The sequence below is a fragment of the uncultured Campylobacter sp. genome, from assembly GCF_937997595.1.
GTDB lineage: Bacteria > Campylobacterota > Campylobacteria > Campylobacterales > Campylobacteraceae > Campylobacter_B.
Map to the genome: position 1 here is coordinate 1 of NZ_CALKTS010000004.1, position 19,169 is coordinate 19,169.

Here is a 19,169-nt window from a genome sequence, read left to right on the forward strand (position 1 = left end):
TTTTGGGATTTTTGGGATTTTTGGGATTTTTGGGATTTTTGGGATTTTTGGGATTCCGCCGCCGCGACTCAAAATTTTGGCAGCGGAATTTAGAAAGCTTTGCTAGCTTTAATAACCTGCGCAAGGCTAAATTTAAACTTTACGCAGTTAGAATTTGTACGCCCGCGCGAAGAATTTTACAACTTATAGTTTGCTTGCGTTTTTGTCTAGATACTCTGCGACGCCCTTAGGATCTGCTTTCATCCCTGCGTCACCTTTGTGCCAGCCTGCAGGGCAGACCTCGCCGTGCTCGTTCGTAAATAGCATCGTATCGACCATTCTTAGCATCTCGTCGATGTTTCTGCCAAGCGGTAGGTCGTTGATGACGGCGTGGCGGACTGTGCCGTCTTTGTCAAGTAGGAAGCTGCCGCGAAGCGCTACGGCATTGCCGAATAGCACGTCGAAGCTGCGCGCGATATCCTTTGTAATATCCGAAACTAGCGGGAACTGCACTTTGCCGATACCGCCTGCATTTACCGGAGTGTTTTTCCACGCAAGGTGGGTAAACTCGCTATCGCAGCTAACGCCGATAACTTCGATGCCCTTGGATTTGAAATCTTGATATCTGTGATCGAATGCGATGATCTCGCTCGGGCAGACGAAGGTAAAATCTTTTGGATAAAAGAATACGACCGCGCCTTTTTCGCCGATATTTTTATAGAGGTTGAAATCCTCAACTATCTCGTTGTTGCCTAAAACCGCAGTTGCCGTAAAATCAACGGCTTTGTTGGTTACTATCATTTGTTTCTCCTTGTTAATAAAATTTATGATGGCGATTATACATTTTAAAACTTTAGATTTGCTGAAATTTGATGAAAATTTTTATATAATAAAATTTATTTGCTTGATAATATTAAATTTTATCATTTTTTAAATTTAGTATGTTATCATTACTCCACATTTTTTGATAAAGGAGAAACAATGGCTGTAAAAATCACCGATATTTGCATTAGCTGCGGCTCATGCATCGACGAGTGCCCGGTAAATGCGATCGTGGACGATAGCGATAACCCAAGCGGCGAGGATAGCTACTACGTATATGCCGATAAATGCGTCGAGTGCGTGGGCTACAACGACGAGCCGGCTTGCGCTAGCGCCTGTCCGACTGATGGCTGTATCGTTTGGAGTGACATCGTAGCGGGCCAACCTAGCAGGGATAGTATAGGTGCGGATCTACGCAGCGGAGATACCCCGGTATTTGCTTAGCAGATAAAATTCCGCGATCAAATGCGCGGAATTTTAATTCATTTAATCCTTAAATAAATTTTAACCTATTTTTCGATACAATCCGCCTTTCACTTTAAGGAGATTATATGCAGCAAACGCTTTCTATTATTAAGCCTGATGCCGTTAAAAAGGGCGTTATCGGCAAAATTATCGATCGTTTCGAAAGCCACGGACTAAGAATCGCAGCGGCTAAAAAATTATGCCTAAGCGCCGAAGATGCGGGTAAATTTTATGAAATTCACAAGGATCGCCCTTTTTATAAGGATCTGATTGAGTTTATGACTAGCGGCCCGGTGGTCGTAATGGTGCTTGAAGGCGACGATGCTGTAGCTAAAAATCGCGCGCTAATGGGCGCTACCGATCCGAAAAAAGCCGATAAAGGCACGATCAGAGCAGACTTTGCGGACAGCATCGACGCTAACGCCGTTCACGGTAGCGACAGCCTAGAAAACGCAAAAACCGAGATCGCATTTTTCTTTGCAAAAAGAGAAATTTGCTAAGAGTGCCACGTGAAGATCGCTTTTGCTAAAATTTCCGCCGCGCCCGTGCCGTTTGAAATTTCGAGGGACGGACTTAAGTTTGGCGGAAATTTAAAACGAAAAGACTCTAAGTTTATCGAGTGCGAGGGCGAAATTAAGGGCAAAATTCCATACATTTGCGACCGCTGCGGCAAAGAATTTAATCTTGACGTAAACGAGAGCGTAAATTTGCTTTTAAGCGAAGGCGTTTTTAATGACGAAAGGCACGAAAGCTTGGACGTTATGGAGTTTTTCGGCGCCGAAGTTGATCTGGATGAAATTTTAAGAAGCGAAACGGAAGCTTTCAAAAGCGACTATTTTTATTGCGAAGAATGCAAGAACTAAATTTATAAAGGAGAAAAAATGGCAGTTCCAAAGCGAAGAGTTAGTAAAACTCGTGCGGCGAAAAGACGCACTCACTACAAAGTGACCCTTCCGATTCCCGTCAAAGATAAAGACGGAAGCTGGAAAATTCCGCATAGAATAAACAAAACTACGGGCGAATATTAATCCGATGATTTCCGTTGCTATAGACGCGATGGGCGGTGATTTCGGCTGCGAGCCGATAATAAACGGAGTCGTAGATGCGCTGCGAGAGCGTAAATTTAATGCATTTTTGGTAGGCGACGAAGCGCAAATCAAGCCTTTTATTCCACAAGATCAAGGCTTTGAGAAATATATCACTTACGTAGCTGCAAGCGAAGTTTTCGAGATGAAAGAGGGCGCAACCGACGCTCTCAAACGCAAAGAGAGCAGCATCTTTAAAGCGGTCGATCTAGTAAAAGACGGCACTTGCAAAGCCGTGGTATCAGCAGGACATAGCGGCGCTACGATGAGCCTTGCTACGCTTCGCATAGGAAGGCTCAAAGGTATTTTGCGCCCCGCAATTGCCACGCTGATGCCAAATTCCATAGGCGGTCGCACGCTTGTGCTAGATGTGGGCGCTTATGTGGATTGTAAGCCTGAGAATTTGTTTCAATTTGCGATTATGGGCGAAGCATATGCCAAGGAGATTATGGGTTTAAACGCACCACGCATCGGCTTATTATCCAACGGCGAGGAGGATAGTAAAGGCAACGAGGTAACAAAAGAAACCTTTCATATGCTTAAGAAGATGCAAAATTTTATCGGTAATGTCGAAGGCAATCAAATTTTTGACGGCTCGGTAGACGTGGTCGTGTGCGACGGATTTATCGGCAACATTATGCTAAAATCCAGCGAAGGTGTCGCAAGCGCTATCGGCAAACTTATTAAAAACGAAACTAAAAAATCCCCTATCGCCATCGCAGGCTCCATCTTGATGAAGCGTGTCTTTAAAATTATTAAAAAAAGTACGGATTATGACGAATATGGCGGTGCGCCGCTTTTAGGCGTCAAAGAATGCGTCATCATAAGCCATGGCAAAAGCACCCCGAAAGCCGTTAAAAACGCGATCTTTCAGGCGCTTAAATTTGCAGATTCCAAAATCAACTCCGCGATAGAAAGCGAAATTTCTTCAAACGAATAGGAAAACGAATGCAAAAAGCCTCGATGATCTCAATCGCAGCATACGCGCCGAGCGAAATTTTAACCAATTTCGATCTTGAAAAAATGGTTGAAACGACTGATGAATGGATCGTCAAGCGAACAGGTATTCATGAGCGCCGCATCGCAAAGGGCGAGACCACTAGCGATTTGGGTATGAAGGCTGCGGCACTTGCGATTGAGCGTAGCGGTTTGCAAAAAAACGAGATCGATACAATAATATGCGCCACGATCTCGCCCGATTATTTCTGTATGCCCTCGACCGCGTGCGTCATCGCGGATAAGTTGGGTTTGAGCTTCGGCATCACGGCGTTTGATATAAATGCCGCCTGTACGGGCTTCATCTATCTTTTAGAGCTCGCAAAATCCCTCATCGAAAGCGGTGCCAAAAAACACGTGCTGATAATCGGCACGGAAAAACTAAGCTCGATAGTCGATTGGAGCGACCGCGCTACGTGCATACTCTTCGGCGACGGCGCAGGCGCTGCGGTTATCGCGGCGCGTGACGATAACGGAATCATCGACATTCATACCGCTAGCGACGGCAGTAAGGGCGATCTTCTCATCACCGCAGCCCCGGGTAGCGTCAATCCACTCAGCCAAAAAATCATTGACGAAAAGCTAGGCTTCATGCAGATGGCGGGGCGCGAGGTCTTTAAAATCGCGGTGCCGACGCTTAGTAACGACGTCGTGGAGATTTTGGAGAAAAATAAAATTTCGCCCGAGCAGGTCGATCTTTTCATCCCGCATCAGGCAAATTTACGCATCATCGAGGCGGTCAAGGCGAGATTAGAATTTAGCGACGAGCAGTGCGTGCTTACGATCGGCAAATACGGCAACACGAGCTCGGCGTCGATCCCGATGGCGATAAATGACGCTTACGAGAGCGGCAGGCTCAAAAATGGCTCGCTTATGCTTTTGGACGCGTTCGGCGGCGGTTTTACGTGGGGTAGTGCGCTTTTAAAATTCGGCGGTAAGAGCATAAACTAGCGCTTTTTAAATTTTATTATCTTTGAATTTCGCCATATTTAAAAGTTAAATTCTAAGCTTATTTACAAAACTAATTTCAAGTTTATATTTATTCCGAGTTAGGTTTCAAAATTTTAAAATGAAGCGTTTGCGATTGAAAGCATATTATAATCTTGTGCAGTTAAAATATCGGCTTTTGCGTGAGATAGTAAAACGACGTTAGTCTTAGGTCTGCTGCTTTTTGGTGGCGGGCTTTTAGAATATAAAAGAAATCAAATATGCGATAGCTTAAATGGGCGTTAATTTCAGGCGATTCTGCATTAACGGCTTTTAATTAGCTGCAAAGCTCGGCAAGTATTTTTATGGCGGCGTATGGTGGATCTTTTGAGCGACCTACACATAGGCTGTAGAATAAAATTCAAATACCAAAACGCTCACAACAGCAAGCATCAAATTGCCTTAGATTTGAAATTTAGCATAAACGCCGGTAAATTTAAATCAAATACTACGAATGGAATAATAAAGGACGCTATGCCATGAGCGAAGAGGCGTCGTATTATAGGGCGTTAAAATCTCCAGCTATCTCCCGTTATACAATATACATTTATCCCTGTGTAGATAGTGGATGACGGAGGACGCGGTCGCGTCAGCTGCAGACTAAAGCGGTCAATGCACTTAGCTTTAGTGTGAAAGCTACAGCGATTTATAGGTTTGATGATATGCCTAGCTCAATGTCATTGTAAGCATTGGGAAATTTTAGCACGAAATATCATCTTGCAGTTACGGACGACAGGTATTAAAGCATATTATTAAGGCAATTTTTTATAAATTTTAAGTTCAAATTCCATTCGGATAAAATTTCGATTATTTTTTAAAAAGCGATCCGAAATTATCTAAAATTCCTCCGCTAGCTTGGACTATCTAGCGTTTTGTTCGTGTACCCGGTTTAAAATTTTAAATAACGTAAAATCCCAAATTCTCGTGCTTAAGGATAATTTTTCTGATCTCTTTTAGTAAGCTGAGCGAGGCTTCGATTTCGACGCGGCGGGTGCTTACGCTCTCGACGTTTGCGCCTACGCTTACACCTTTTGCGAGGGCGTATTTGTAGATGAAATCAAACATCTCTGCGCACAGCGCTGTTGAACTTTGCAAAATATCAACGCTGCTTTGCAGCCGCTGCTGCAAAAAATCTGGCACCGAGATGCCAAGCCATTTCATAAACTCAAGCGTCTTTAGGCTACCGCACGGCGTGAAAGTAAAGATTATCGGCACCTTTTTGCACTCCAAAGTGGCGTAATCGTCGATGAAATCTTTGGCATTTTGCACATTATAAACCGCCTGAGTGATAAAAAATTCGCACCCGTCCGCAGTCTTCTCCGCGATTTTTAGGTGCTCGTCGCGGCTCTTTTCATGGCGTTCAGGAATGCAGATGCCGCCTAGGCAAAGATGTGGCGCCATGAGTCGCTTGAGTTCATAGGCACGGCTTAGATGCAGTTTGCATTCTTCGTTTTTAGAGCTCGCCCCCACGAAAACACCCAGCCCGCTTGCGGCATGCCTTAGAATTTCGCAAAATTCCGCTTCATCATATTTGCCTACCGCGCGATAGATGATCGCTTCTTTATCGGTATGTAGATACTGCGTGTAATAGCGCGCAGGATCGATCGTATGCACAAAAGGGAAGGTCCGCTCATCTTTCGTGCGCGCGCTTTCATCTTGTAGATCGTAGATGACGATGCCGTCGCATTCGCATTCGCTTAGGCGTTGTGACCACGCCGTACCCAGGCGCTCGAGCTCGTCTTGAGAGGACGTGATTTTAGGCGGAACGATGCCATAGAGCAAAATTCCGCTTTTTCCGTTTCTAATTTTTTCTTTTAACACTTGCCATTCCTTGATTTTTCGCGCATTTTAGCAAATTTAAATTTAAAAATTTAAATGATATAATGCCGCGCAAATTGCAAATTTAAGGAACGCAATGAAAACGCTTCAAGAAAATTTAAAGCTTTTTTATCTGGGGCTTGAAAACGGCGAGCCGTTTTTTTATAAAAACAAGGATTTGACGACCCACGCGCTTATCATCGGAATGACCGGTAGCGGTAAAACGGGACTTGGCATCACGCTGCTAGAGGAAGCCGCGATCGATAATATCCCATCCATCATCATCGATCCAAAGGGCGATCTAACAAATTTAGCTCTTACTTTCCCGCAGATGAGGGCTGAGGATTTTGAGCCCTATATCGACGAGGCCGAGGCGCAAAACAAAGGTCTTAGCGTGCGCGAGTTCGCCGAGCAGACCGCAAATACCTGGCGCGAGGGGATCGAGGGCTCATATCAAGATCTGGCGCGGGTGGAGCTTTTGAAAAACAGCGCCGATTTTAGAATTTATACGCCCAAATCAAGCGCAGGGCTTGGCATCAGCCTACTAAGCGACTTTGAAGCGCCAAAAGGCTTAAACGAAGAGGATATGAATAATTACATCGGCGGTATCGCCACTAGCGTGCTAAGCCTCGCAGGGATTAGCAGTGATAATCTCAGCTCGCCGGAATTTTTACTAATCAGCCAAATTTTAACCTATCATTTCGGCAGGGGCGAGGGGGTGAGCGTGGTGGATCTCATCGCGCAAATCGGCAACCCGCCTTTCGATAAAATCGGCGTTTTCGACGTTAATACCTTCTTTCCGAGCGATAAGCGAATGGCGCTTGCGATGAAGATCAACGCGCTCATCGCAAGTCCGAGCTTTAAGCTTTGGTGCGAGGGCGAGCGGCTAAATATCGCCAAGATGCTCTTTGATGAAAACGGCAGGGCGAGAGCGAATATATTTTCCATCGCGCATCTAAACGACGATGAGAGGATGTTTTTCGTCACGCTGCTTTTGGGCGAGATGATCAAATGGATGCGCACCACCAGCGGCACGAGTTCCTTGCGCGCCGTGCTTTATATGGATGAAATTTACGGCTTCTTCCCGCCAAACGGCAATCCGCCGAGCAAAACCCCGATGCTTACGCTACTAAAACAGGCTCGCGCATTCGGTCTTGGTTGCGTTCTATCGACGCAAAACCCGGTCGATCTCGATTACAAGGGGCTTAGCAACATCGGTACGTGGTTTATCGGGCGCTTGCAGACCGCGCAAGATAAAGAGCGCGTCATCAGCGGCTTAAGCGGTATCGGCTCAAATCCGATCGACAAAAGCGTGCTTATGGAGAAAATTTCAAACCTCAAAAAGCGAAATTTTTTGGTAAAAAACATCAACGAAGACGTACTACGGGTGATCGAGACGCGCTTTGCGCTAAGCTATTTAAAGGGCCCTTTAAGCAACGAGCAAATTTCAAATTTAATGAAAGACAAAAAGGCTGAAATTTCGTCCGTGTCGGGCGCCACGCAAGGCGTCAAATCCGCCGGCGCCGCTAAACCCGTAGTTTCGGCTGAAATTTCGCAGCTTTACAGCTACGGCGCGAGCCTTGAGCTAAGTCCGTATCTGTATGCAAGCGCAAAGATGCGATTTTGCGACAAGGGAGTCGATTTTACGCAGCAGCGCTCCTTTTTGCTTTCGCTTTCGGACGCAAGCGAAATAGATTGGAGCGAGGCGAGCACGCGAGAAGTTGCAAATTTAAGCGGACAGGAGCAGGCGGGCTCGCTCTACGGCGCGCTTCCTAGCTTCATCGCGGGAGCAAAAAATTTAAACGCTCAGCTTAAAAGTTTTAAAGAATGGCTCTACCGCAACGAAAAGTTAGAACTTTTTAGCGCGCTTGATCTGCTCTCAAAACCGGGCGAGAGCAGGGAGGAATTTTTCGTGCGCCTAGGCGATAAGGCAAATGAAGCTCTAGAGGCTAAAACTGATGAGATTACGGCTAAATTTGAGAAGGAAAAGGCGCGCCTTGAGGATAAAATTTCGCGCGCTAGCGAAAAATACGAGAAGGAAAAGGGCGACGTGCTAAGTCGCGGGGTGGATGCGGCGCTAAACATAGGTGGAGCGATCTTAGGCGCGTTTTTAGGCCGCTCGCGCAGCGCTAGCAATATCTCTAAAGCGATCAGCGGCGCAAAGAGCGCGCATAAAATTTTAAATGAACGAAGCGAAGCCAAAAATGCCGAAAATAGCCTAAGCGCGCTACAAGAGGAGCTGGAGGTGCTTACGCAAAAATTTGAGGCTGAAGTGGACGCGCTAAAACAGAGCCTGGATCTAAAAAATATTAAACTCGAAACGAAAGAAATTTCGCCGAAGAAAACCGACATCTACGACGAGAAAATTTCGCTACTTTGGAAGAGTTAAAGGGATTTTATGAAAAAATCGGGAATTTTGGAATTTTTACTTAGCATCGTTACGGCGCCGAATTTTTGGTGCTACTTTGCTGCGTATCTGATCGCTGCGATCCCCTTTGGGCTTTTGATCGGCAGATACTTAGGTGGCGTGGATATCAAAAGCGAGGGCAGCGGCTCCATAGGCGCTACCAACGTCCTTCGCGTCTTAAAAACTCGCGATCCGCAAAAAGCAAAAAAGCTCGCGATCCTCACGGTTGTCTGCGATGCGCTAAAGGGCGTCCTGCCGATACTGATTGCGCGTGCTTTGGGCTTTGATGAAAACGTGCTGTGGAGCATGGCTGTCTTTGCAGTGCTTGGGCATTGCTTTAGCCCGTATCTGAAATTTAACGGCGGCAAGGGCATTGCGACGGGAGCCGGCGTGCTTGCTTGCTTTATTCCTATCGAGATTGTTATTGCGCTTGCCGTTTGGTTCGTGGTCGGCAAGACGGTTAAAATTTCATCCGTAGCATCGCTTGCAGCGGCGCTTGCGCTAGTTATTGCAAGCTACGTGATCCATCCGCAGATGCCAGCGATCAACACTCATGCGCCGATCTTTCTGATAGTTTTCATCGTATTTTATAAACACGCGCCTAATATCGCTAGGCTGCTTAAGGGCGAGGAAAAGCGCGTAGTATGATTAAAATTTTAATCGAAAAGCTGGAATTTGGTACGATAATTGGGATGCTAGATTTTGAGCGCAAGCGCGAGCAGCGCGTCTGGGTGTGGGCGAAGTTCGGAGCGGAGGAATTTATCGACTATGCGCGGGTTTGCGAATATATCAAAGCGGAGTTCCGCGAGAAAAAATTTCGCCTCGTAGAGGACGCGCTAAAATACTTCGCGCAGGAGTTTCACTCAAAATTTCGATCGATGGATTATTTTTATATGAAAATTTTAAAGCCCGAAATTTTACAAGACGCGAGCGTCGGCGCGGAAATAGAGATAAAATTTTAAAATTTCTTTAAAAAATCTTGAAATTTTGCTTAAAATATGTTAAAATCGCCGCAAAATTTTAAGGCAAGGAAATTAAATGAGAATTTTAATAGTCGAGGACGAGGTGACTTTAAACAAGACGATAGCGGAGGGCTTGATGGAGTTCGGCTATCAGACGGATACTTCCGAGAGTTTTAAGGACGCAGAGTATTATATCGGCATTAGAAATTATGATTTGGTGCTAACCGATTGGATGCTAGCTGACGGCAACGGCATCGATCTCATCGCATTAGTTAAGCAAAAATCCGCGCGCACCTCTGTCGTCGTGCTATCTGCAAAAGACGATAAAGAAAGCGAGATCAAAGCACTTCGCGCGGGCGCGGACGATTTTATCAAAAAACCTTTCGACTTTGACGTTTTAGTAGCGCGTCTCGAGGCTAGACTTCGCTTCGGCGGCTCAAATATCATCAAGATAGACGATCTCATCATCGATCCGGATGAGGAAAAGATCACATATCTAGGTCAAGAGATCGAGCTTAAGGGCAAGCCGTTTGAGGTGCTAACTCACCTAGCGCGCCACAGCGATCAGATCGTAAGCAAAGAGCAGCTATTAGATGCCATCTGGGAGGAGCCTGAGCTTGTTACGCCAAACGTCATCGAAGTCGCGATCAATCAAATTCGCCAGAAAATGGATAAGCCTCTAAATATCTCTACGATCGAGACCGTTCGCAGACGCGGATATAGATTTTGCTTTCCACAAAAAGCCTAAGAGTCCGCTTTGTAATACAATTAGCATCCGCTTCGTTGATGCTAATTGTCATTTTTTCGGTAATGCTCTATAATTATATGAAAATTACCATTTTCGAAACTCCCGTTCAAAATTTAATCCAAAGAGCACAAAAAATCGTAGACGCCTCCGTGCCACCTGAGAAAATTTCATCTTTTTTACAAGACGCTTCCGGTGAATACGAAAGCAAAATCATCGAAAACGAAAGTATCAATAAGCCTAAATTTATCGAAAGTTCCGAGGGCGGCAGGAGCTATTTACAGCTGCACTACCCTTATGGTAAGGATAAAATTTTAAGTATCCGAGCCGACGTGAGCGTCTATGCAAACATCGTAAATCAAATACTCATCGACATCATTTTAGTAAATTTGACTATGATATTTTTGGTGGTGTTTTACGCGATGTTTCTCTCGCGCATGCTGCTAATGCCGATTAAGCTGATCAGCCAAAGGCTCGCTTCGGTGGATGAAAAATTTCTAAAGCCGATCGACGCAGCGGAAATTCCAAGCGAATTTAGCCCGCTTTCAAACAGCATAAACCGCCTACTTGAGCGCATTGAAACTTTCATTTTGTATCAAAAAGAGCTTTTTATCGGCATCGCGCACGAGCTTAAAACTCCACTTGCGGTTATGAAAACCAAAAACGAAGTTACGCTTCTTAAGCCGCGCGAGAGAGAGAAATATATCGAGGCGCTTAAAAATAACAACGATTCGATCGATAATATGAATAAAATGATCAGCTCAATCCTAGAGATCGGGCGGCAGGAGGGGGCGCAGTTTGAGGCGCCCGAGCAGACCGATATGATTGCATATCTGCGGGAGCTATGTGTGGGCTTTAAAATTTTAGCGCGTACGGCGGGTAAGGATTTAACGATGGATCTTAAGCCTGAACAGCTTGAAATTTCGGTGCAGAAAAGCCTCTTTATGCACGTGATTCAAAATTTTATCCAAAACGCCATAAAATTTTCTCCGGACGGCGAAAAGGTACTGATCGAGAGCGAAATTTCGGACGGAAATTTCATCGTACGGGTCGCAAACAAAGGCGAGCCGCTTAACGAAGAGATCGATTATTTCGCCCCTTTTAAGCGCTACGGCGGCAAACCGGGAGCCGGGCTCGGGCTATTTTTAGCCAAAAATGCTGCTCAAGCGATGGGTGCGCAAGTAGATCTTAAAAACGACAAAGGGCGCTCGCTAATCGTCGCGATTTTCAAACTTCCACTAAAAAATTTAAGAAATAGCCCGAAATTCCGCTATTTTAAAACAAAATGAAGCTTTTTATGGTATAAACGCCATAAATTTTTTCGTAAGGTAAAATTATATGTCATTGTTGATTACAAAAGAATGCATCAGTTGCGACGCGTGCCGCGAGGAATGCCCTAATGAAGCGATTTTTGAGGATGAGCCGATATACATCATAGATGCCGATCGATGCTGTGAGTGCGTAGATGATTACTCCGAGCCCGCTTGCATCGTGGTTTGTCCCGTCGAGTGTATCATCACCGATCCCGATAATATCGAGACGGCGGACGAGCTGAAATACAAACACGTCCATATGGAAATTTAAATGCCCAAGCGCGTCGCCGTCATAGATCTGGGCTCAAATTCCGCCAGAGCCGTGATTTTCGAGCGCACGAGCAGGCTCGGATTTTTCATTTTGGCCGAGCACAAGATCAAGATCCGCCTAGGCGAAGGCGCTTACGAAAACGGCGGAATTTTAACTTCCGAAGCGATGCAAAAATGCCTACTCGCGTTTAAAAAATTTAAAACCCTCGTATGCAATTACAAGGCCAAGCGCGTGCTTTGCATCGGTACATCCGCGCTTCGCGATGCGCCAAACGGTGCCGAGTTTATAAATCTCGTCCGCAAGCAAACGGGCATCACGATCCGCAAGATAGACGGGCAGACGGAGGCGTATTTGGGCGCTTATGCGGCGCAGAATTTGCTTAGCGACTTTTCCGAGGGCGTTACGCTGGATATCGGCGGCGGCTCGACTGAGCTTGCTTACATCAAAAACGGCAGGATAGAAAATAAAATTTCTCTAAATTTAGGCACGGTGCGGCTAAAGGAGCTGTTTTTCGACCGCGGCGACACGAAGGGGTTGGAGAAATACATAAACAGCGCGATCTCGCAGCTCGGCGCCGAGTTTCGCACGCAAAATTTAATCGTAATGGGCGGCTCCGCGCGAGCGCTTTCCGGCGCCGTGATGAGCCTGCAAAACCATCCGCTAAAGATCGTGCATAATTTCAGCTACGATTACGAAAAATACGCGCCGTTTTTTGCCAAGCTGATGAGCGCAAAAACGCTTGATTTGGCAAAATTTCCGATCAAAAAGGACCGCTACGACACGATAAGAGAGGGCGTCATCATCTTTGATAAGATCGTAAGGCGCCTAGGGGCGAAAAAGATCATCACCAGCGGTGTGGGAGTGCGAGAAGGGGCGTTTTTAAGCTCGATTTTGCGCGGCGCAAACCTGCCTAGAGGCTTTAATCCGAGTCTAAGAAGCCTTAAAGATCGCTTCGCTTCCGAGCCCAGCGAGGCTCCGAAGTTCGCAAAGGCGCTGTTTTGCACGCTATCGCCGCTGCATGGCTTGAATGAAAAATATATTAAAATTCTTCAGACCGCAGCATCGCTTTGTGAGATCGGGCGGGCGATCGGCTTTTATGCCAAGCACGAAACCAGCGCGGATATGGTGCTCGGCGGGCTGAACTATCGCACTACGCACAAAGAAAAGGCGCTCATAGCCGCGATCATCTCGATGCACGGAAAGCGTGAGCTGGGAGCTACGTTTGCGCCTTTGAGCGCGATTTTGCCGGACGCCGCCAAGCTTGCGTGGCTCAGCTATATTTTGGAGCTTGCACGCCTCCTAAGCGAAAACGCGCTAAAAAATTTAGAATTTTGCTTTGAAAATTCCACTCTTAAAATCTCCGGCGCGGATAATTTGATAATGCTTAAAGGAAGCCTTAAAAAGCTCGCAAAACCCGCAATTTTTGCGATAAAATTTCTTTAAATAGCCACCCCTGCTTGTTGCGCAAGCTTAAGGCGGGCGGAGTTCGTTTAATTTTATGAGCTTGAAGCGGGCGATAAATCCCTATCAATAGCGCTTTTTAAATTTTAATTCCATTCTCGGCTAAAGAATAAATGCTAAAAAATCCGTAGTCGGTGCGGACGTAAAGGCGCTCGCCTGCGATTTCAATAGCAGCAGTTTTGACGCAGTGCTCGCACTCAAACTCGCCTAAGAGGTGAAAATCCTCCAAGCTGAATGCTTTAAATCCACCATAAAAATACGTAAGAAAAATTTGATCGTTTGCGGCAAACCTCATCACGCTTCTTGGCAAGCTTTTTGGTACGCTTAGACGCTTTTTGCTTGCGACGTCCCAAAAATACAGCTCATCAAAGCCGTTATTTACGACCAAAATCGCGTCATTTTTGATAAGCCCCACGTTTAGGGAGTGGATATAACCTACGTCGCATTCGATACGGCAAAGCTCGGCGAAGTCTTTTAGGCGGTAGAGCCTAGCGACATTTTTGCCGCCTTCATCCCCACAGGCTATGCAAATTTTATTGCCGAAGCCTATTGCTTTTGCCGAAAATCCCGTTTTAAAATTTAGCTTCTTGCCGCTTCCGAAAGCTAAAATTCCATCTGTGCCGCAGGCTAGAATTTCGCCGTTGCCGCTTAGAGTAGAACTAAAGCCTCCTCCTATGATACCCCAGGCTTCAAAAAGCCTGCTGAATTTCTCTCCGTCAAAAAGAAAGAATTCGTGATCCAAATCAAGCACTAAGGCTTTTTTGGTAGCGGTCATTTTCCACGCTAAAATTTTTGGTAGTTCAATTTGCGCAAGAGTTTTTAGCTCGCCGTCCAGCACGATTAAATAATCGCAGCCGTGCTCGTCAAAATTACATTTATAGACGTAAAATTTATCCTCAAACTCGGCAAATCCAAGCGCTCCGCTGTATCCGCCGCCGATATAGGCATGCGCTAGTGCCTCGCCGAATTTCGCTTTTTTGTTTTCATAGATGAAGCCCTTTTTTAGGACATCAACTTGCTTTTTTACGAAAGCTTTTTGCAGAGCATCGCAATTTGCGAATTCTTTAGAGCTCAGCCTTTCTTTGCCGTTTTGTAGCGTCTTTGAAATCAAACTAAGCCCTTGCATTTGAAGTAGAATTTGTTTCTTGCCGTCGGTAAATTTTTTCATAGTAGCCCCTAAGTATAAATTTTTAAGTCTAATTTTAGAATTTCAAAGCTTAAACTATGGGGTGCGGCAAAGCTGTTTAAAATCTACCGAGCGCTTCTTTGACGTGATCCTCCGCCATGTCGATATTCCACATCGGCTCAAAGACGAGATCGATCTCCACTTCGCCGATGCCCTCCACGCTCTCGGCACCCGCGCGCACCCATTCCACCATCATCTCATGCAGCGGGCACGACTGAGTCGATAGCGTCATCGTGACTTTGGCGTTGTTCGCCTCATCTACCGCTACGTCGTAGATGAGTCCTAGTGACACGACGTCAAAGCCCACCTCAGGGTCCACCACGGCGCGAAGCGCCTCGTAAATTTGCTCCTTCGTTACTTTCATTTTTCCTCTCCGAATTTTATGTAGTTAAAGATATTTACGATGTTGATTAGCACCAAAATTATGCTTGCTGCTTGCAAGATCACCGCAGGCGTTAGCGCTCCAAAGCCCGCGCACGCAAGCGCTAAGACGTTCGGCACGCAAGCTGCGTAGGCGATCTTTTTGATTATCATATCCTCAAGCATAGGGATTTTGCGCTTGCCGACGAAGGGCGAGACGTAGTGATACCAGATGAGAAAGGGCGCGATTTTATAAAGGTGCGCGACGATGAAGGCGAACAAAAAGCCATATAGCAGCCAAAACGCCGCCGTATCCGCGCGATCCGCGAGCCAAAATGCCGCGCTAAATCCCAAAGCCGCTAGCGAGATGTAGACGTTTAAATTCCAATAATCGATCGCTTTTCGCACGCGCCTGGCTAATATATAGATCGCCTGAGCCGCAAAGCTCGCAAGTGCGGCAATTGCGATGAAAATTCCAAAGTCTTTTAGTAAAAACAGCCCCGCGAGCAGATACAGCGCCAGTGAAGCTTTTGCTAGCGCGAAACTTAGATTGTGCGCCAGGCTAAACATCGGCAGCAGCACGCACGCAGCGCCTACGATGACGAAAAACACAAAGCCCAGCACGAAGTATATGTGATAGGATAAAATTTCCGAAAAATACACTCCGAAAATCTCCACGCCGCTAAGCGCTAGCACGAGCGCGAAGCCAAGGCTGATCCCTACCGCCAAAAACGCAGCCGAAATCGCAAGCGCTACGGCGGGAAAGCTCCATTTGGGCGTGCCGATGAAGCTTAGCGCGTAGCAGATCGTAAAATAAAATAGGCTAAGCAGCAAAACGGCGCCGCCTGCGTGCATCAAAGGGATGCTTGAAAGCAGCAATCCCGCGCTTAGCAGAGCCACGCCCGCGCCGTAGGCGAGGAGATTTAAAAACGCAAATTTGACGGTGAAAAATTCCTTTTGGATGATGACGGAGGTGAGCTGGTAGAGCGCTCCGATGATTATGCTGATTACAAATCCCAGCAAAAATACGTGAAAAAAGCTCGCCGTCTGCGGCGCCTGGATCGCGCCGAAATCGGCCTTTAAAAAGCTCGCTGCGCTTAACAGCAAAAAGATAAAGCCGCAGATGAAATAGCCGCCCACGATGCGAAACGGCGGCGAAAAGGTCGTGATATTCATCTAAATTTTAAAGTCCTTTAGCCGTGGCACTTCGCGTCGGTATCGAAGCCCTCATTGACCGCGCCCGGTTTTAGGCTGATGGTGAGCTTGACCGCGTCGCCGTCCAGATCCTCGCGGGCAATGTCAAATTTGGACTCGATTTTTGGGATCAGCCCCATCGGGAATTTATGATTGACCATGACGACCTTTTTGGTTTCGTCTTTTACGAAATTTAAGGCCACCAGCGCATTTACCATCGGCTCGGGCGGAACGCATTTGCGCGAATCAAAGCCGATGTATTCCACGCCGCCCTGCGATTTTTTATAAAATTTCACCGTAGCGCCCGCCGCGTCGAACTCCTGCCAGTCTGTGAAAAAATCCATACTTGATCCTTTTTTAAAATTTCGCGCGATTATATAGCAAATTTTAAAATTTTGAAATGAGGCAGGTCAAGTCCTATTCGGAATTTGTAAATTTAGCCGAATTTTAATACACTACGCGTTAAAATTCTAAATCCGAGGACCATTATGCAGACCATCACGATCATCGATACGTTCGGCTTTTTTTTCAGGCTCTACTACGCTATGAGCGGGCTTAAAACAAAAGACGGCAAACCCAGCGGCATGGTGAGCGGATTTGCGAGCTTCATCGCAAATCTTTCGAAGGAATTTAAGAGCGATTATATAATTTTCGCTCTGGATAGCAAGGGCAAGACCTTCCGCTCGGATATCGATCCCAACTACAAAACCAACCGCCAAGCTCCGCCGCCCGCGCTTTTGCAACAGCTACCCGTCTGCATCGAGATGATCGAAAAGATGGGGCTTTACTCACTCGGACGCGAGGGCTACGAAGCGGACGATCTCATCGCAAGCGTCGTTAAAAAGCACGGCGCCACGCATAAAATCAACATCGTTACCTCCGACAAGGACCTGTATCAGCTCATCGGCGAAAACGTTAAAATTTACAGCCACGGCAAAAAGATGCTTTACGGAAGAGAGGAGTGTTTGCAGCGCTACGGCGTCTATCCCGAGCAGATCGTGGATTTTTTGGCGATCTGCGGCGATAGCGCCGATAATATCCCGGGCGTGCGGGGCATCGGCGACAAGGGAGCGAAGAAGCTTTTAGACGAATGGGGCTCGCTTGATGGGATCTATTCAAATTTAGACCGTCTGCCGCAAAACAAACAGCGCGAGTATCTGATAGAGGGGAAGCAGAGCGCCTATATAAGCAAGCGCCTGGCTACTCTTTACGACGAGCTGGAAACCCCGCCTTTAGAAGATGCGAAATTTCCGCAGCAAAATCCGCTTTTTAAAATCCGCGAAATTTTAAAAGATTACGCGCTAAATAGGCTTCTTTCGGCGTTAAACCTGCAAGAGCAGAACGGACTTGATCTTTGGAGCGAGGGCAAAAGCGCGGGCGCAAAAAGCTCCGTTTTGGGCGCGGGCGGGAAGGGCACGGGCGCAGAGCCGTCTCGCGGCGGCTCTATCTTGGACGCTGCTGTAGGGGGGCTAGACGGGCAAAATTCTATCCCTAGCGGCTCCGCTTGCGGCGGACAAAGCTGCGAGCGTGCTTTTAAAACGCCCTTTGAGCCCATTTGTATCACCGATGCCGCGAAGCTTGCGAGGCTGTGTGAAGGCGTCAGCGCCGAGACCTTGGTGAGCTTTGATACTGAGACGACGAGCATCGACAGCAAAAGCGCCAAGATCGTGGGCTTTTCGTTTGCGTTTAACGAGGAGCGCGCCTACTACGTCCCGCTCGCGCATAGCTATTTGGGCGCTCCGGCTCAAATTTCTTTGGACGCCGCAAAGGCAGCGATCGGCTCGCTGTTTCGTGGATATGTCGTGGGGCAAAATTTAAAATACGATTTTGAGATCGTGAAAAATAATTTTAATATCGAACCGCCTGCGCGCTTTGCCGATACGATGGTGCTAGCGTGGCTGCTTGATCCCGCAAACGCCGTGGGGATGGACTCTATCTCGCCGCGGTATCTTGGGTACGAGACTGTGCATTTCGGCGACGTCGTCAAAAAGGGCGAGACCTTCGCCTCCGTGGAGCTGGACGCCGCTACGATCTATGCGAGCGAGGATGCGTGGGTGACGCTGAGGCTGTATTTTAAGCTTAAGGGGCTGCTTGAGCCTGCGCTTTTTAAGCTCGCGCAGGAGCTTGAGTTCCCGTTCGTGCGGGTGCTTTGGCAGATGCAAAGATGCGGCATCAAGATCGACGCGGAGATGATAAGGCGCCTAATCGGGCGTAACGAAAAGTCCCTGCGAGCGCTTACGGATGAAATTTATGAGCTTTGCGGCGAGCAGTTTAACATCAACTCTCCCGCTCAGCTCGGTGCCGTGCTTTTTGAGCGGCTTGGGCTTCCTGCCGCAAAGCGCACGAAAACGGGCTATAGCACCGACGAAAGCGTGTTGAAGGATCTTACGGCGCTGCATCCTGCGGTGGGTAAAATTTTAGACTACCGCGAGCTGTTTAAGTTGCAAAACACCTACTGCGAGCCGCTGCTACAGCTTGCCCTTACAGATCCGCAAAACCGCGTCAGATCGAATTTCTTGCAGACCGGCACGGCCACCGGGCGGCTAGCGAGCAAAAATCCGAACCTGCAAAATATCCCCGCGCGCGGCACGTTTGCGAAGGACGTGCGGGACTGCTTCTTAGCAGAGGGGGGCTACTCGCTGATCTCGCTTGATTACTCGCAGATCGAGCTACGCCTGCTCGCGCACTTTTCGCGCGATCCTGCGCTTTTGGCGGCGTTTAGGGCGGATGAGGACATTCACGCGCGCACGGCGATCAGCATCTTCGGCGACGCACAGCCCGCACACCGCACGATCGCAAAGAGCATAAATTTCGGCCTCATCTACGGCATGGGCGCGGGTAAGCTAAGCGATAGCCTAGGCATCGCGCGCGCCGAGGCGAAAGGCTATATCGAGCGCTATTTCGCGGCGTTTTCTACGATCAAGGAGTTTTTGCAAAGCATAAAATCGGACGCGAAAGCGCACGGCTATGTAAGCACGCTTTTTGGGCGCAGGCGTTACTTCGACTTCGCAAACGCGCGCAACAACATGGTCTATGCGAGCTATGAGCGCGAGGCGGTGAATACGAAATTTCAAGGCTCCGCCGCCGACATCATAAAAAAGGCGATGGTTGAGATTTC

At 47.3% G+C, this 19,169-nt stretch carries 20 protein-coding genes; 14 read left to right on the forward strand and 6 right to left on the reverse strand.

Going from position 1 to position 19,169, the window contains the following annotated elements; translation table 11 throughout:
* Window positions 1–183 precede the first annotated feature (183 nt).
* Window positions 184–780 carry a peroxiredoxin gene (locus Q0614_RS00105; RefSeq protein ID WP_291939968.1) on the reverse strand — a complete coding sequence of 199 codons (597 nt, stop codon included), beginning with the start codon at window positions 778–780 and terminating at the stop codon, window positions 184–186.
* A gap of 180 nt (window positions 781–960) precedes the next feature.
* Between Q0614_RS00105 and Q0614_RS00110 the strand changes: the two genes are divergently transcribed.
* The 6 genes from Q0614_RS00110 (at window position 961) to Q0614_RS00135 (ending at window position 4,298) form a co-directional block, all read left to right on the forward strand.
* On the forward strand, window positions 961–1,245 hold the full coding sequence (locus Q0614_RS00110) for a 4Fe-4S dicluster domain-containing protein (RefSeq protein ID WP_005871245.1): 285 nt from the start codon (window positions 961–963) through the stop codon (window positions 1,243–1,245).
* Window positions 1,246–1,352: 107 nt separating this feature from the next.
* Window positions 1,353–1,766 (forward strand): nucleoside-diphosphate kinase, encoded by a 414-nt coding sequence (gene ndk, locus Q0614_RS00115; protein WP_177388469.1) that lies wholly within the window; start codon window positions 1,353–1,355, stop codon window positions 1,764–1,766.
* 9 nt (window positions 1,767–1,775) lie between these two features.
* Complete coding sequence (locus tag Q0614_RS00120) at window positions 1,776–2,129, forward strand: hypothetical protein (protein WP_298785664.1); 354 nt, start codon at window positions 1,776–1,778, stop codon at window positions 2,127–2,129.
* An 18-nt stretch (window positions 2,130–2,147) separates the two neighbouring features.
* Window positions 2,148–2,294: a 50S ribosomal protein L32 gene (gene rpmF / locus Q0614_RS00125; RefSeq protein ID WP_005871250.1), complete on the forward strand. Its 147-nt coding sequence runs from the start codon at window positions 2,148–2,150 to the stop codon at window positions 2,292–2,294.
* A 4-nt stretch (window positions 2,295–2,298) separates the two neighbouring features.
* Window positions 2,299–3,291: a phosphate acyltransferase PlsX gene (plsX, locus tag Q0614_RS00130; protein WP_297882427.1), complete on the forward strand. Its 993-nt coding sequence runs from the start codon at window positions 2,299–2,301 to the stop codon at window positions 3,289–3,291.
* Window positions 3,292–3,299: 8 nt separating this feature from the next.
* Window positions 3,300–4,298, forward strand: a complete 999-nt coding sequence (locus Q0614_RS00135) for a beta-ketoacyl-ACP synthase III (RefSeq protein ID WP_297949948.1) — start codon at window positions 3,300–3,302, stop codon at window positions 4,296–4,298.
* Between the two features lie 933 nt (window positions 4,299–5,231).
* On the opposite strand, the gene Q0614_RS00140 is transcribed toward Q0614_RS00135, so the two are convergent.
* Window positions 5,232–6,155, reverse strand: a complete 924-nt coding sequence (locus Q0614_RS00140; RefSeq protein ID WP_298785667.1) for a methylenetetrahydrofolate reductase — start codon at window positions 6,153–6,155, stop codon at window positions 5,232–5,234.
* Window positions 6,156–6,249: 94 nt separating this feature from the next.
* On the opposite strand from Q0614_RS00140, the gene Q0614_RS00145 reads away from it, so the two are divergent.
* The 7 genes from Q0614_RS00145 (at window position 6,250) to Q0614_RS00175 (ending at window position 13,293) form a co-directional block, all read left to right on the forward strand.
* Window positions 6,250–8,541 (forward strand): DUF87 domain-containing protein, encoded by a 2,292-nt coding sequence (locus Q0614_RS00145; RefSeq protein ID WP_298785669.1) that lies wholly within the window; start codon window positions 6,250–6,252, stop codon window positions 8,539–8,541.
* 9 nt (window positions 8,542–8,550) lie between these two features.
* On the forward strand, window positions 8,551–9,207 hold the full coding sequence (gene plsY / locus Q0614_RS00150; RefSeq protein WP_298785670.1) for a glycerol-3-phosphate 1-O-acyltransferase PlsY: 657 nt from the start codon (window positions 8,551–8,553) through the stop codon (window positions 9,205–9,207).
* Window positions 9,204–9,521 (forward strand): dihydroneopterin aldolase, encoded by a 318-nt coding sequence (locus Q0614_RS00155; protein WP_298785673.1) that lies wholly within the window; start codon window positions 9,204–9,206, stop codon window positions 9,519–9,521. The genes plsY and Q0614_RS00155 overlap by 4 nt, the downstream gene beginning before the upstream one ends.
* Before the next feature lie 76 nt (window positions 9,522–9,597).
* Window positions 9,598–10,269: a homeostatic response regulator transcription factor HsrA gene (gene hsrA / locus Q0614_RS00160; protein ID WP_005871260.1), complete on the forward strand. Its 672-nt coding sequence runs from the start codon at window positions 9,598–9,600 to the stop codon at window positions 10,267–10,269.
* Between the two features lie 38 nt (window positions 10,270–10,307).
* The gene (locus Q0614_RS00165) at window positions 10,308–11,555 is read left to right on the forward strand and encodes a HAMP domain-containing sensor histidine kinase (RefSeq protein WP_298785675.1); all 1,248 of its coding nucleotides are present in this window, start codon (window positions 10,308–10,310) and stop codon (window positions 11,553–11,555) included.
* A gap of 49 nt (window positions 11,556–11,604) precedes the next feature.
* Entirely contained in the window at window positions 11,605–11,850 is a 246-nt protein-coding gene (locus Q0614_RS00170) for a YfhL family 4Fe-4S dicluster ferredoxin (protein ID WP_005871264.1), read from the forward strand.
* Entirely contained in the window at window positions 11,851–13,293 is a 1,443-nt protein-coding gene (locus tag Q0614_RS00175; RefSeq protein WP_298785677.1) for a Ppx/GppA phosphatase family protein, read from the forward strand. It abuts the gene before it with no gap.
* A 97-nt stretch (window positions 13,294–13,390) separates the two neighbouring features.
* Here the strand turns inward: Q0614_RS00175 and Q0614_RS00180 are convergent, their stop codons facing one another.
* The 4 genes from Q0614_RS00180 to Q0614_RS00195 form a co-directional block, all read right to left on the reverse strand.
* Window positions 13,391–14,479: a hypothetical protein gene (locus Q0614_RS00180; protein ID WP_298785679.1), complete on the reverse strand. Its 1,089-nt coding sequence runs from the start codon at window positions 14,477–14,479 to the stop codon at window positions 13,391–13,393.
* Window positions 14,480–14,555: 76 nt separating this feature from the next.
* Window positions 14,556–14,861: a metal-sulfur cluster assembly factor gene (locus Q0614_RS00185; protein WP_298785681.1), complete on the reverse strand. Its 306-nt coding sequence runs from the start codon at window positions 14,859–14,861 to the stop codon at window positions 14,556–14,558.
* Window positions 14,858–16,033: a peptidase M50 gene (locus Q0614_RS00190; protein ID WP_298785683.1), complete on the reverse strand. Its 1,176-nt coding sequence runs from the start codon at window positions 16,031–16,033 to the stop codon at window positions 14,858–14,860. The genes Q0614_RS00185 and Q0614_RS00190 overlap by 4 nt, the downstream gene beginning before the upstream one ends.
* 17 nt (window positions 16,034–16,050) lie before the next feature.
* Window positions 16,051–16,395, reverse strand: a complete 345-nt coding sequence (locus Q0614_RS00195; RefSeq protein WP_005871273.1) for a hypothetical protein — start codon at window positions 16,393–16,395, stop codon at window positions 16,051–16,053.
* 144 nt (window positions 16,396–16,539) lie between these two features.
* On the opposite strand from Q0614_RS00195, the gene polA reads away from it, so the two are divergent.
* The coding region (gene polA, locus Q0614_RS00200; RefSeq protein ID WP_298785684.1) for a DNA polymerase I at window positions 16,540–19,169 on the forward strand (2,630 nt) is incomplete at its 3' end.

Coding starts and splice junctions, on each gene's coding strand:
- Q0614_RS00165 (WP_298785675.1), top strand. CDS start 10,308: ATGCTAATTGTCATTTTTTCGGTAATGCTCTATAATTATATGAAAATT.
- plsY (WP_298785670.1), top strand. CDS start 8,551: ATGAAAAAATCGGGAATTTTGGAATTTTTACTTAGCATCGTTACGGCG.
- Q0614_RS00145 (WP_298785669.1), top strand. CDS start 6,250: ATGAAAACGCTTCAAGAAAATTTAAAGCTTTTTTATCTGGGGCTTGAA.
- Q0614_RS00175 (WP_298785677.1), top strand. CDS start 11,851: ATGCCCAAGCGCGTCGCCGTCATAGATCTGGGCTCAAATTCCGCCAGA.
- Q0614_RS00190 (WP_298785683.1), bottom strand. CDS start 16,033: ATGAATATCACGACCTTTTCGCCGCCGTTTCGCATCGTGGGCGGCTAT.
- plsX (WP_297882427.1), top strand. CDS start 2,299: ATGATTTCCGTTGCTATAGACGCGATGGGCGGTGATTTCGGCTGCGAG.
- Q0614_RS00185 (WP_298785681.1), bottom strand. CDS start 14,861: ATGAAAGTAACGAAGGAGCAAATTTACGAGGCGCTTCGCGCCGTGGTG.
- rpmF (WP_005871250.1), top strand. CDS start 2,148: ATGGCAGTTCCAAAGCGAAGAGTTAGTAAAACTCGTGCGGCGAAAAGA.
- Q0614_RS00105 (WP_291939968.1), bottom strand. CDS start 780: ATGATAGTAACCAACAAAGCCGTTGATTTTACGGCAACTGCGGTTTTA.
- Q0614_RS00135 (WP_297949948.1), top strand. CDS start 3,300: ATGCAAAAAGCCTCGATGATCTCAATCGCAGCATACGCGCCGAGCGAA.
- Q0614_RS00170 (WP_005871264.1), top strand. CDS start 11,605: ATGTCATTGTTGATTACAAAAGAATGCATCAGTTGCGACGCGTGCCGC.
- ndk (WP_177388469.1), top strand. CDS start 1,353: ATGCAGCAAACGCTTTCTATTATTAAGCCTGATGCCGTTAAAAAGGGC.
- Q0614_RS00180 (WP_298785679.1), bottom strand. CDS start 14,479: ATGAAAAAATTTACCGACGGCAAGAAACAAATTCTACTTCAAATGCAA.
- Q0614_RS00155 (WP_298785673.1), top strand. CDS start 9,204: ATGATTAAAATTTTAATCGAAAAGCTGGAATTTGGTACGATAATTGGG.
- Q0614_RS00195 (WP_005871273.1), bottom strand. CDS start 16,395: ATGGATTTTTTCACAGACTGGCAGGAGTTCGACGCGGCGGGCGCTACG.
- hsrA (WP_005871260.1), top strand. CDS start 9,598: ATGAGAATTTTAATAGTCGAGGACGAGGTGACTTTAAACAAGACGATA.
- Q0614_RS00110 (WP_005871245.1), top strand. CDS start 961: ATGGCTGTAAAAATCACCGATATTTGCATTAGCTGCGGCTCATGCATC.